The sequence below is a fragment of the Streptomyces luteolus genome (assembly GCF_029968015.1).
Taxonomy (GTDB): domain Bacteria; phylum Actinomycetota; class Actinomycetes; order Streptomycetales; family Streptomycetaceae; genus Streptomyces; species Streptomyces luteolus.
Map to the genome: position 1 here is coordinate 1 of NZ_JASCIS010000082.1, position 12,453 is coordinate 12,453.

Here is a 12,453-nt window from a genome sequence, read left to right on the forward strand (position 1 = left end):
CCCGGGCGCGGCGGCGGTCAGGCCTGCGCGAGCCCGCGCTGCAGGGCGGTCGCGATGGCGGTGGCGCGGCGGGCCTGGAACTCGATCGCGGCCAGGTTGTCCGGGTGGACGTTGCCGGCCTGGTTGTCCGAGACGCTGCTGGCGCCGTACGGGTTGCCGTTGGCCTGCTCGAACTGGACCGGGTCAGCGAAGCCGGGCGGGACGATGATCGCGCCCCAGTGGTAGAAGGTGTTGTTCAGGGCGAGGATCGTGCTCTCCTGGCCACCGTGGGTGCTGGAGGTGGAGGCGAACGACGAGACCACCTTGTTGACCAGCTTGCCCTGGAACCACAGGCCGCCGGTGGTGTCGAGGAACTGCTTGAGCTGGGCGGCCGGGAGGCCGAAGCGGGTCGGGGTGCCGAAGAGGATGACGTCGGCCCACTCGACGTCGGCCAGGGTGGCCTCGGGGATGTCACGGGTGGCGGCGGCGTGCGCGGCCCAGCCCTCGTTCGACGCGATGGCCGACTCCGGCGCCAGCTCGACGACCTTGCGGAGCCGCACGTCAGCGCCGGCCTTCTCGGCGGACGCGGCAGCGGCCTCGGCGAGGCGGTGCACGTTACCGGTGGACGAGTAGTAGATGACGGCGACGTTGGTCATGGTGAGCGAGCTCCCTCGGTGGTGGACGACGGCCGCGGCGCGGGGCACGACTCCGGCAGCGGCAGATGGCCTCATCCTGGGGACGGCGCGGACGCCCGACAAAGCCCGTTTCCTGAATCCGTCAGGTCGTGGCGGGGCCGTTCGCGGGCCCGGATCCGTTGCGGCCGTTGCGCTGTGCCGGGGTGCGGCGCAGCGGTGGGCCGGGCGACTTGACGGACGCTCCGGCACACCTTTGACCGGCATACCGGCCCCTCAGCAGGCTCTCCCCTGAAGCCCCTCCCACCAGCCCGCCCTGCGGCGCGGCCCGCACCTGCGCGGCCCTGAAGGCGCCGCGGCCCGGTCAGTGCCGACCGGAGCCGGAGACACGGGATCCAGTTGCCGACCGGAGCCGGAGACACGGGATCCAGGAGGCGCACACCGGATACGAAACGGAGAGTCCGCGTGAGTCGTAGTCATGTCGAACTGTGCATAGTCGGAGCCGGTCCGCGTGGACTCTCCGTCCTCGAAAGGCTGTTGGCCAACGAGCGCGAGGGGCGGCGGCACGAGGCGGTGACGGTGCATGTGGTCGACCCCCATGCGCCGGGTGCGGGTGCGGTGTGGCGCGCCGACCAGTCACGGCAGCTCCTGATGAACACCGTGGCCTCCCAGATCACCGTCTTCACCGACGCCTCGTCGCGCATCGACGGGCCGATCGAGGGCGGCCCGAGCCTGTACGAGTGGGCCCAGTCCCTGGCGCTGCTCGCCTCCTTCGGCGACTACGGCCCGGCGACGCTGCGCGAGGCACGCGCCCTCGGCCCCGACTCGTACCCCACGCGGGCCCTCTACGGCGAGTACCTGCACGACTGCTTCCAGCGTCTGGTCGAGCGCGCGCCCGAGCATGTGACGGTACGGGTGCACAGCTCGCGGGCGGTGGCGATGTCCGACGTGCACGGCGTGCCCGGCGGCCCACAGGGCGTGCGCCTGGAGGACGGCACCCGGCTCAACCGGCTCGACGGCGTGGTCCTGGCCCTTGGACACGTGCCGGCCCGGCTCTCGGCGCGCGAGGAGCGCGCGGCCGCCCTGGCCCGCATCCACCACCTGACGTACATCACGCCAGTCAACCCCGCCGACGTGGACCTCGCCGGGATCCTCCCGGGCCAGAACGTGCTGCTTCGCGGGCTCGGCCTCAACTTCTTCGACTACATGGCCCTGTTCACGGCGGGCCGCGGCGGCACCTTCGTACGCGAGGCCGGGAAGCTGACGTACCGCGCGTCGGGGCAGGAGCCGAAGCTGTACGCGTTCTCCCGGCGCGGCATCCCGTACCACGCGCGCGGCGACAACGAGAAGGGCCCGCACGGGCGTTACTTCCCGAGGCTGCTCACGCCGGACTTCATCCGGCGGCTGCGGAGCCGCGGCACGCTGGGCGGCGGGGTGTCGTTCACCGAGGACCTGTGGCCGCTGATCGCGCGCGAGGTGGAGAGCGTCTACTACGGCGCGCTGCTCGCCCAGCGCGGCCAGGACCACGCCCGTGAGGAGTTCACCGAGCTCTATCTGGCCCTGGACCCGGACGGCGACCTCCCGGGTCTGCTCGCCGAGTTCGGCTTCGAGGAGGAGGTCCGCTGGGACTGGGAGAAGCTGTCGCGGCCGTATGGGGAGCGGGAGTTCACCGACCGCGACGACTTCGCGCGGTGGCTGCTCGGCCATCTCGCCGACGACGTGCGCGCCGCCCGGCAGGGCAATGTCACCGGCCCGCTGAAGGCCGCCCTCGACGTGCTGCGCGACCTGCGCAACGAGATCCGCCTCGCCGTCGACCACGGCGGCCTCGACGGCGACTCGCACCGCGACGACCTGGAGGGCTGGTACACGCCGCTGAACGCGTTCCTGTCGATCGGCCCGCCCGCCTCCCGGATCGAGGAGATGGCCGCGCTGATCGAGGCCGGGGTGCTCACGCTGACCGGCCCCGGCACACAGGTGCGGGTCGACCCGACCGCACCGCGGTTCGTCGCCGAGTCGGCGTCCGTGCCGGGCGAGCCGATCCCGGCGTCGGTCCTGATCGAGGCGCGGCTGCCCGAGCCCGACCTGCGCCGCACCGCCGACCCGCTGCTCCAGCACCTGCTCAACACCGACCAGGCGGCCCCGTACCGCGTCGACGGCGCCCTCGGCACGACGTACGAGACGGGTGGGCTCGCGGTCACGGAGCGGCCGTACCGCCTGGTCGACGGGAAGGGGCAGGCGCATCCGCGGCGGTTCGCGTACGGCGTGCCGACCGAGTCGGTGCACTGGGTCACGGCCGCCGGGATCCGGCCGGGCGTGGACTCGGTGACGCTCGGGGACTCCGACGCGATCGCCCGCGCGGCGCTCTCCCTGCCGCCGGTGGCGCGCGTGCCGGCCGGGGTGCGGCCGACGGTGTCGGACGCGGAGCTGCCCGGGGTGATCGTATGAGCGGGCCCTCGGATTCGGGACTCCTGGCACCGGTGCGGGCCGGGACTCCGGTCGAAGCGGCCGTGTCCGACGAGGCGTGGCTGCAGGGCATGCTCGACGCCGAGGCCGCTCTCGCCCGCGCGCAGGCACGGCTCGGCACGGTGCCGAAGGACGTCGCGGACCTGATCACCGAGGTGGCGCGGGCCGAGGACTTCGGCGTACGGGAGCTCGCGCTCGCCTCGCGGGAGACCGCCAACCCCGTGGTGGGCCTGGTGCAGGCGCTGACGGCCCGGGTCGCGCAGTCGGACCCGGCGGCGGCGGAGTATGTGCACCGGGGCTCCACCAGCCAGGACGTGTTCGACACGGGCGCCATGCTGGTCGCCGCCCGCGCCCTGCGGATCCTCCGCGCCGACCTGGCCCAAGTCGCCGACGCGCTCGGCGAGTTGGCCCGCACCCATCGCGACACACCGGCGGCCGGGCGCACCCTGGCCCTGCACGCGGTGCCGACGACGTTCGGGCTCAAGGCGGCGGGCTGGCGGTCGCTGGTCCTGGACGCCGCCGAGCGCATCGACCGGCTCGTCGAGGGCGGCCTGCCGGTGTCGATCGGCGGCGCCGCCGGGACACTCGCCGGATATCTGGAGTACGCGGCGCTGGACGCGCCCGTCGACGACGACGGCGTGCTCGACCGGGAGGCCTGTCTGGACCAGCTCGTCGACGCGTTCGCCGCCGAGACGGGCCTGGCCAGGCCGGTGCTGCCGTGGCACGCGCTGCGCACCCCGATGGCGGACCTCGCGGCGGCCCTGGCGTTCACGGCCGGGGCGCTCGGCAAGATCGCCGTCGACGTGCAGTCGCTGGCCCGTACGGAGGTCGGCGAGGTCACCGAGCCGACGGCCGCCGGGCGCGGCAGTTCCTCCGCGATGCCGCACAAGCGCAACCCGGTGCTCGCCACCCTGATGCGCGCGGCGGCCCTTCAAGTACCGGCGCTCGCAGGGGCGTTGACGCAGTGCCTGACCACCGAGGACGAGCGTTCCGGCGGGGTGTGGCACGCCGAGTGGCTGCTGCTTCGCGAGTGCCTGCGGCTCGCGGGCGGCGCCGCGCACACCGCCGTCGAGCTGGCCCGGGGCCTGGTCGTACGGCCGGAGCGGATGCGGGCCAACCTGGAGCTGACCGGAAGTCAGCTGGTGTCGGAGCGGATCGCCGCCGTCCTCACCCCGGAGCTCGGCAAGGCGGCCGCGCAGCAGCTGCTCACCGACGCCGCGCGGGAGGCGCAGCGCACCGGGCAGCCCCTCGCGGTCGCGCTCGCCGCGTCCCCCGGGCTCCAAGGGCGGTTCAAGGCAAGGGAGTTGGTGGAGCTGTGCGACCCGGTGCGCTACACCGGCGGGGCACACCACCTGGTCGACCGGGCCCTGGAACGCGAGGCGGCGTGATGATACGGAACAAGCAAGGGATCACGCACTGGGACCCCGAGGACGAGGTCTTCTGGCAGCGCGAGGGACGGTTCACGGCCCGCCGCAACCTGGTCCTTTCGGTGCTCTCGGAGCACGTCGGGTTCTCGGTGTGGAGCCTCTGGTCGGTCCTGGTGCTCTTCATGTCACCGGACATCGGCTTCACCTTCACGGCGTCCGAGAAGTTCCTGCTCGTGGTGGTGCCGACGCTGGTCGGCGCGCTGCTCAGGCTCCCGTACAGCGCGGCCGTCGCGCGGTTCGGCGGCCGCAACTGGACGGTGTTCGCCTCGGCGGTGCTGCTCGTGCCGGCCGGGCTCGCGACGTACTTCGTGCAGCGGCCCCAGACGCCGCTGTGGGTGTTCCTCCTCATCGGGGCCCTCGGGGGCGTCGGCGGCGGCAACTTCGCCTCGTCGATGACGAACATCACCGCCTTCTATCCGCAACGCCACCAGGGCTGGGCGCTCGGCCTCAACGCGGGCGGCGGCAACCTCGGTGTGGCCGTGGTGCAGCTGCTCGGCCTGCTCGTGATCGCAACGGCCGGGGACGCTCATCCCTCGTACGTGGCGGCCGTGTACCTGCCGCTGATCGTGCTCGTCTCCCTGGGCGCGGCGCTGCGCATGGACAACCTGCCGGCGCTGCCCAGGGAGCCGGGGGCGCTGCGGGAGGCCGCCCGGCACCGGCACACCTGGTGGATCTCGCTGCTCTACATCGGCACGTTCGGCTCGTTCATCGGGTACGGCTTCGCTTTCGGCCTGGTGCTGCAGAGCGAGTTCGGGGCGAGCGCGCTGCAGGCGGCCTCGTACACGTTCCTCGGCCCGCTGCTCGGTTCGCTGTCCCGTCCGGTGGGCGGCAAGCTGGCCGACCGGTGGGGCGGGGCGCGGGTCACGTTCGTCAACTTCGCGGCCATGGCGGCCGGTACGGCCGGGCTGCTCGCCGCGTCGGTCACGGGCTCGTTCCCGTGGTTCGTGGCGGCGTTCACGGTCCTCTTCGTACTCGGCGGCATCGGCAACGGGTCGACGTACAAGATGATCCCCGCCGTGCACACCCGGGAGGCGGAGCGCGCGATCTCCTCGGGCGAGGACGCCGCCGCGGCGTTCGCCCGGTCGCGCAGGCTCTCCGGGGCGCTGATCGGGATCGCGGGCGCGGTCGGCGCGCTCGGCGGTGTCGCCATCAACCTGGCGTTCCGCACGGCGTACGGGTCCTCCGGATCGGGCAGCGTCGCGTTCGCCGTGTTCCTCGGCTACTACGCGGTGTGCCTGGCTGTCACCTGGGCGGTGTATCTGCGCCGCCGCGAGGAGCCCGCCGTGACCGGTGTGGAGCCGGTGCGGCCGAAGACGGCGGGGCGGGTGTGACCGTGTCCGAGACCTCCCCTGCGGGCACGGCTGCGGCCGTGTCCGAGACCTCCCCCGCGGCCACGGATGCGGCCGTGTCCGAGACCTCCCCCGCGGCCACGGATGCGGCCGTGTCCGAGACCTCCCCCGCGGGCACGAGGACGCACTGCCCGTACTGCGCCCTGCAGTGCGGCACGCTGCTCGGCCGGACCGACGGCCCCGGCAGCGGCGGCGGCTCCGTGTCCGTCTCCCCCGACCCGGACTTCCCCGTGAACCAGGGCGGCCTGTGCCAGAAGGGGTGGACCGCACCCGCCGTGCTCGACGTGCCGGACCGGCTGACCACCCCGCTGGTGCGCGGCGCCGACGGACGGCTCGCCCCGGCCGGCTGGGACGAGGCGCTCGGCCTGGTCGCGCGGCGGCTGCGGGAGATCCGCGACGAGCACGGCCCCGAGGCCCTCGCGGTGTTCGGCGGCGGCGGGCTCACCAACGAGAAGGCGTACACGCTCGGCAAGTTCGCCCGCCTCGCGCTCGGCACGAGCCAGATCGACTACAACGGCCGCTTCTGCATGTCCTCGGCGGCCGCCGCGCAGAACGCCGCGTTCGGAGTGGACCGGGGGCTGCCGTTCCCGGTCACCGACCTGGGCCGCGCCGACGTGGTGCTGCTCGCCGGCGCCAACCCGGCCGAGACCATGCCGCCGCTCCTGCGCCACCTCGACCGGGCTTCGCTGATCGTCATCGACCCCCGGCGCACCCGCACCGCCGCGCGCGCCGCGCTGCACCTGCAGCCGACGCCGGGCACGGACCTCGCGCTCGCCCTCGGCCTGCTGCACCTCGCGGTCACCGACGGGCACCTGGACAAGACGTACCTGGACGAGCGCACCGAGGGCTTCGACGAGACCTGGGCGCGCGCCGTCACCTGGTGGCCGGAGCGCGTCGAGGCCGTCACCGGCGTCGCGGTGTCCGAACTCCGGTCCGCCGTACGGATGCTGGCCGAGGCGGAGCGGGCGTACGTGCTCACCGGGCGCGGCGCCGAGCAGCACAGCAAGGGCAGCGACACGGTCGCGGCGTTCATCAACCTCTCCCTCGCCCTCGGCCTGCCCGGCCGCGAGGGCAGCGGCTTCGGCACCCTCACCGGGCAGGGCAACGGGCAGGGCGGGCGCGAGCTGGGCCAGAAGGCCGACCAGCTGCCCGGCTACCGCTCCCTGACCGACCCGGCGGCCCGCGCGCACCTGGCGCGGGTGTGGGGCGTGGACCCGGAGCGGCTGCCGGGTCCGGGGCGCAGCGCGTACGAGCTCCTCGACGCGCTCGGCACCGACGACGGGCCGCGGGCGCTGCTCGTCCTCGGCTCCAACCCGGTGGTGTCGGCGCCGGACGCGGGCCGGATCGCGCGGCGGCTCGGCGCGCTCGACCTGCTGGTGGTCGCCGACTTCGTGCCGTCCGAGACGGCCCGGATGGCCGATGTGGTGCTGCCGGTGACGCAGTGGGCCGAGGAGGAGGGCACGCTCACCAACCTGGAGGGCCGGGTCCTGCGACGGCGCCGGCTGCTCGACCCGCCGCCCGGCGTGCGCGGCGACCTCGATGTGCTGCACGGGATCGCGGTCCGCCTCGGCGAGCCCGCTTCCCGCTATCCGCGCCGCCCGCGCGAGGTGTTCGAGGAGCTGCGCGCGGCCACCGCGGGCGGCCCCGCCGACTACTCGGGCGTCAGCTACGAGCGTCTGGACCGCGACGAGGAGCTGTACTGGCCCTGCCCCGAGGGAAGTTCGGGCACGCCGCGGCTGTTCCTCGACGGCTTCGCGCACCCCGGCGGCCGGGCCCGCTTCCAGGCGGTGGAGCACCGGGACGCGGCGGAGCTGCCGAGCCCGGACTTCCCGCTGTACGCGACGACGGGCCGGGTGCTCGCCCAGTACCAGTCGGGCGCGCAGACCCGCCGCGTCGCCGAGCTGACCGAGGCCGCGCCGGAGCCGTACGTCGAGGTGCATCCGGACACCGCGGCGCGCGCCTCTCTCGCCGACGGGCAGCTCGCGCGGGTGAGTTCGGCCCGTGGCGCCGTCCTCGCGAAGGTGCGGTACGAGCCGAGCCTGCGCACGGACACCGTGTTCGTGCCGTTCCACTTTCCTGGCGAGGGGCGCGCCAACCTGGTCACGCACGCCGCCCTGGACCCGCGCAGCAGGATGCCGGAGTTCAAGGTGTGCGCGGTACGGATCGAGGCGGCGCGGTGAGCACTCAGGAACCGGTGAGCATGTCGGATGCGGATGTGGATACGGCTGAGCGGATCGTGGTCGCCGGGTACGGCCCGGCCGCGCACCGGCTCGTGGAACGCCTGGCCCACCGCGGCCACGGCGGCGCGGTCACCGTCCTCGGCGCCGAGCCCGAACCGGCCTACCAGCGGCCGCTGTTGACGTCGGTCGTCGACGGGACGCTGCCGTCCGGAGCGCTGCGGCTGCCCGCCGCGCCCGAGGGCGTCCGGCTGCTGCTCGGCGTGACGGCCACGGCGGTGGACCGCGAGCGGCGCCTGGTCCACTCCGACGACGGGCGGAGCCATCCGTACGACCGTCTGGTCCTCGCGACCGGCGCCGCGCCGCGTCTCCCGGACCTGCCGTGGCTGCACGGCTCGGACGGCCAACTGCCCGCTGGAGTAAGGGTGTTGCGCACACTGGACGACACCGCTGCGCTCGCGGGGGCCGCTCCGGTGACCGTCGTCGGCGGCGGGCCGCTGGCCGTCGAGGCGGTGCTGGCGCTGCGCCGCCTCGGCCGGGACGTGACGCTTGTGCACCGCGGCCCGTACCCCCTCGACCGGCATCTCGACCCGCGCGCGGGCGAGCTGCTCTCCGCGCGCCTGCGCGCCCTGGACGTCGACCTGTGCCTCGGCCGCACGGCCCGGGCCTACGCGGACGGCAAGCTGCGCCTGGACGACGGCCGCTGCGTGGCCGCGCACGACGTGCTGCTGTGCACGGGCGCGGCGCCGCGCGACGGGCTCGCCAGGTCGGCGGGGCTCGCGGTGGACGGCGGTGTTTTCGTCGACGACGAGCTGCGCACCGACGACCCGCGCGTGCACGCCATCGGCGACTGCGCGCGGCCGGCCGGCCCCGCCGGCTCGTACGGCGGCCATACGACGGCCTGGGAGCAGGCCGAGACGCTTGCCCTGCTCCTGACCGGCGACGACTTCCCACCGGCCCGGTCCCGGCCCGTACTGCGCCTGCGCGCGCGGGAGTTGGACCTGGTGCGGCTCGGCGCCCCGGACGGCGCGGACGAGACGGTGGTGCTCGCCGACGCGGCGCGCGGCCGGTACGCCCGGCTCTCGCTGCGCGACAACCGGGTGTGCGGCGCGGTGCTGCTCGGCCTGGACCGGGCCATCGCGGCGGTGGCGCGGCTCTACCAGCGCGGCGAGCCGGTGCCCGCCGACCGGCTCGCGCTGCTGCTCGGCGCGGCACCCGAGTACGCGGGCGAGGAGCTGCCCGGCGATGTCGTGGTGTGCCACTGCAGCAACGTCACCGGCACCGATCTGGAGGCCGCGTGGCAGGCCGGCGCCCGCACCCCGGCCGCCCTGACCGCCGCCACCCGCGCGAGCACCGGCTGCGGCAGCTGCGGCGACGAACTGCGCCGCTGGTGCACGGAGTTCGTACGGCGAGAGGAAGCAGTGTCCGCATGAGCAACGTCCTGGTCGTGATCGGCCACGGCATGGTCGGCCACCGGTTCGTACGGGAGCTGCGCGCCCGCGACCGGGACCGCTCCTGGCGGGTGGTCGTCCTCGCCGAGGAACCGGTCCCCGCGTACGACCGGCTGCACCTGTCGGAGCGGGCCCGCGGCGCCCCGGAAGCCCAACTGTCCCTGCCCGGCGCGGACTTCGCGTCCGACGACGGCGTGGAACTGCGCCTCGCGACGCGTGCGGTGCGGATCGACCGCGAGGCGCGGGAGGTGCTCTGCGCGGACGGTGCGCGGGTGCGGTACGACGCCCTGGTCCTCGCCGCAGGCTCCCGGCCCTTCGTACCGCCCGTACCGGGCCATGACCTGCCGGGCTGCCACGTGTACCGCACCCTCGCCGACGTGGCCGCGATCCGCGCGGCGGCCCGCCCCGGACGTACGGGTGTGGTCGTCGGCGGCGGCCTGCTCGGCCTGGAGGCCGCGGGCGCGCTGCAGGCCCTCGGCATGCGCCCGCACGTGGTGGAGGGCGCGCCGTGGCTGATGCCGCTGCAGCTGGACGAGGGCGGCGGCGCGGTCCTCGGGCGCCAGGTGACGGAACTCGGGGTGGCGCCGCACTGCGGGGTGGGGCTCAAGTCGGTGGACGCGGGCCCGGACGGCACGGCGTCGTCGGTCACCCTGGCCGACGGCACGGTCCTGGACACCTCGCTCGTCGTGTTCTCCACGGGCGTCCGCCCCCGCGACGAACTCGCCGCCGACGCGGGCCTGAACACGGGCGAGCGCGGCGGCTTCCACGTGGACGGGCACTGCCGTACGGCGGACGAACGGATCTGGGCGGTCGGCGAGTGCGCGGCGGTCGACGGCCGCTGCTTCGGCCTGGTCACGCCGGGCTACCGGATGGCGGAGTCGGTCGCGTCGACCCTGACCGGCGAGACCCCGGCCCCGCTCTCGGACCCCGACCTGTCGACCGAGCTCAAGCTCCTCGGCGTGGCGGTGGCGAGCTTCGGCGACGCCCACGCGCGGACGGCGGGCGCGATGGAGTACATCCACACCTCCGGCGCCGGCGACCGCTACGCGAAGCTGGTCCTGGACGCGACGGGCAACACGCTGCTCGGCGGGGTTCTGGCGGGCGACTCGTCTTCTTACGGGCGCCTGCGGTCGCTGCTGGGGCATCGGTTGCCGGGGGCGCCGGAGGGGTTGCTCGGGGCCGCCTTGTAGGTCAGCTCTTCCGCTCGTTCCTTCGGGAAGCTGAATACGCTCTCGTCGTGGATCGGGAGTCGCATCCCTTCAGTGAATCCGGCGCGGTCCGGTTCGATAAGTGCCCGAGCAGACAGAAAGCGCCCGCCTTCCGGGGGAGGCGGGCGCTCTGCGCACGGTCAGGCTCAGCGGAGGTACGTCTGCTGCCACTCGATCGAGGTCATGTTCAGCGCGGCCTCGGCGAGGGCCTGGGCGGAGGCCGTCTTGAGCTTCGAGAGGCTGCTGTCGATCCACGGCTGGACGTTCGAGCAGCCCTGCTCGCGGTATTCGACGGCCTGAACCAGGCACTCAAGCTTGTCGGCGTCGTGCGCGCAGATCACTTCGAGGGAGTCACCGTTCTCGTACTCCGCCACGATCCGCTGTGCCCCGGCCTTCACCGCCGGGTGCGCGGCCGACACCTGGTCCGCGGTGACCTTCTCGTTGCCGGCGGCTTCGAGGTAGCGCCGACCGATGTGCGGGATGTCGCTGACCCGGGTCTCCTGGGTGTCGTGCCAGAGCCCGAGGAGAGCTGTCTTCGCGGGATCAGCCCCCTCCATCATGGCGAGCACGGAGCCGATGAGCGCCACGCGGAATGAGTGCTCGGCGATCGTCTCGGGGTCCTTGACCCCGGCGATCCACCAGCCGGACCGCTTGGCTCGCTTCAGCATCCCCATTTCCAGCAGGAAGCCCGCTGTGCCCTTCGCCTGCTCCTGCTCTGCGTCCGCCATGTGATGCGTCCTCCGGTGTGTCACGTGCGGTTCTCGCCTAGAACGTAATGCACTGAGCTGAGTTCCCGCCTTGATCGATGGGAGATCCCGCCGCGGTCGAGCAGCCGGTCCGTGTCCTCGGTCAGCCTGCCCGCCAGCCTGGGGTCAGCGAGCGGCAGCCATCGGTGAGACTTCAGCAGGGCCCACAGAGAGTGGACGTACAGGTCCACGTACCCGGGTGCCTGGTGGAGCCCGGACACGAGCCCTCTCATCAGGCGTACGGGCTCCCAGTCGGTTGGCTGCTCCCGCATGAAGCCGTCGTCCGCTTGCGGTTCCCGGATCGCGCCCAGCCAGTAGGCCCAGTAGTTGAGGTTGGCGATCTCTGCCGTGTCGTCGTCCACCATCGCCCGGTCGATGAAGTCCGACAAGGGCTGGCTGTCACCGAGGCGCACCAGGGCAGTCGCGGTTGAGCGCGCTGCTGCCCAGTGAGGTGTCCAGCCCCGCGCTGCGATGAGGTCACGCCGAGCGTGCAGGGCGTGACCCATCCATGAGGTCGCTTCTGGTGTTTGGTCGTACGAGCACAGGTAGAGCGCCTGGCGGTGGAGGAGTATCCCGTCCTCGCCCGCGCGCACGGCTGAGTCCGCGGTATCTCTGAGGCGCGAGAAGAACGTGTCGCGGTCAGGAGCGGGCAGCAGCGGCGCCTTGGCAACTGGCCCTTTCCGAGGCTTGGTTGGCCGGTCGGCAAGAGCTGGCGGGGTGGTCCCGTTCAAGGCCCAAGCGATCATGTGGGCTGTGTCGCGGGTGTGGACCCAATCGGCAAGGGGATGCCGCGCCGCCGACTGCTCGCCTTCGGCATAGATCGTCGCGCTGATGATGCGGTCTGCGTCCATCGCCGCGTCGAGCAGGGTGAGGACGTGAGGGTCCGCGCCGAAGGCGAGCAGTCGGCGGCGCAGTTCGAGAAGGGTGCCGGCCTTCACATTGGCGAGCGGTCTGCGCCCGGACTCCCATCCCTGCCAGGTGTCGAGGTTCACCCCCATCGCCTCGGCCATGCCTACCTGAG

At 73.6% G+C, this 12,453-nt stretch carries 9 protein-coding genes; 6 read left to right on the forward strand and 3 right to left on the reverse strand.

Annotation, left to right across the window (positions count from 1 at the left end):
• Positions 1-17: 17 nt before the first annotated feature.
• Positions 18-635, reverse strand: coding sequence for an NAD(P)H:quinone oxidoreductase (gene wrbA / locus QIT00_RS37970; protein ID WP_282540068.1), 618 nt, complete (start codon positions 633-635; stop codon positions 18-20).
• Positions 636-1,076: 441 nt separating this feature from the next.
• Here wrbA and QIT00_RS37975 point away from each other — a divergent pair, with 441 nt between their 5' ends.
• The 6 genes from QIT00_RS37975 to QIT00_RS38000 all read left to right on the forward strand — a co-directional run bounded on the left by QIT00_RS37975 (position 1,077) and on the right by QIT00_RS38000 (position 10,668).
• On the forward strand, positions 1,077-3,056 hold the full coding sequence (locus QIT00_RS37975) for an FAD/NAD(P)-binding protein (protein WP_282540069.1): 1,980 nt from the start codon (positions 1,077-1,079) through the stop codon (positions 3,054-3,056).
• Positions 3,053-4,462, forward strand: a complete 1,410-nt coding sequence (locus QIT00_RS37980) for a nitrosuccinate lyase (protein ID WP_282540070.1) — start codon at positions 3,053-3,055, stop codon at positions 4,460-4,462. Before QIT00_RS37975 ends, QIT00_RS37980 begins: the two co-directional genes overlap by 4 nt.
• Positions 4,462-5,832 (forward strand): nitrate/nitrite transporter, encoded by a 1,371-nt coding sequence (locus QIT00_RS37985; RefSeq protein WP_282540071.1) that lies wholly within the window; start codon positions 4,462-4,464, stop codon positions 5,830-5,832. Before QIT00_RS37980 ends, QIT00_RS37985 begins: the two co-directional genes overlap by 1 nt.
• Positions 5,833-5,906: 74 nt before the next feature.
• On the forward strand, positions 5,907-8,030 hold the full coding sequence (locus tag QIT00_RS37990) for a molybdopterin oxidoreductase family protein (RefSeq protein WP_456316499.1): 2,124 nt from the start codon (positions 5,907-5,909) through the stop codon (positions 8,028-8,030).
• A 20-nt stretch (positions 8,031-8,050) separates the two neighbouring features.
• Positions 8,051-9,460, forward strand: a complete 1,410-nt coding sequence (locus QIT00_RS37995) for an FAD-dependent oxidoreductase (RefSeq protein WP_282540072.1) — start codon at positions 8,051-8,053, stop codon at positions 9,458-9,460.
• Complete coding sequence (locus QIT00_RS38000) at positions 9,457-10,668, forward strand: NAD(P)/FAD-dependent oxidoreductase (protein WP_282540073.1); 1,212 nt, start codon at positions 9,457-9,459, stop codon at positions 10,666-10,668. The genes QIT00_RS37995 and QIT00_RS38000 overlap by 4 nt, the downstream gene beginning before the upstream one ends.
• A gap of 164 nt (positions 10,669-10,832) precedes the next feature.
• Here QIT00_RS38000 and QIT00_RS38005 read toward each other — a convergent pair whose 3' ends face one another.
• Entirely contained in the window at positions 10,833-11,414 is a 582-nt protein-coding gene (locus QIT00_RS38005) for an HD domain-containing protein (RefSeq protein ID WP_282540074.1), read from the reverse strand.
• 20 nt (positions 11,415-11,434) lie between these two features.
• Positions 11,435-12,453: XRE family transcriptional regulator (locus QIT00_RS38010; protein ID WP_349017247.1), on the reverse strand; the 1,019-nt coding region annotated here is incomplete at its 5' end.

Excerpts from the sequence above, each read along its gene's own strand:
- QIT00_RS37995 (WP_282540072.1), top strand. The coding sequence starts at position 8,051 with ATGTCGGATGCGGATGTGGATACGGCTGAGCGGATCGTGGTCGCCGGG.
- QIT00_RS38000 (WP_282540073.1), top strand. The coding sequence starts at position 9,457 with ATGAGCAACGTCCTGGTCGTGATCGGCCACGGCATGGTCGGCCACCGG.
- QIT00_RS38005 (WP_282540074.1), bottom strand. The coding sequence starts at position 11,414 with ATGGCGGACGCAGAGCAGGAGCAGGCGAAGGGCACAGCGGGCTTCCTG.
- QIT00_RS37985 (WP_282540071.1), top strand. The coding sequence starts at position 4,462 with ATGATACGGAACAAGCAAGGGATCACGCACTGGGACCCCGAGGACGAG.
- QIT00_RS37980 (WP_282540070.1), top strand. The coding sequence starts at position 3,053 with ATGAGCGGGCCCTCGGATTCGGGACTCCTGGCACCGGTGCGGGCCGGG.
- wrbA (WP_282540068.1), bottom strand. The coding sequence starts at position 635 with ATGACCAACGTCGCCGTCATCTACTACTCGTCCACCGGTAACGTGCAC.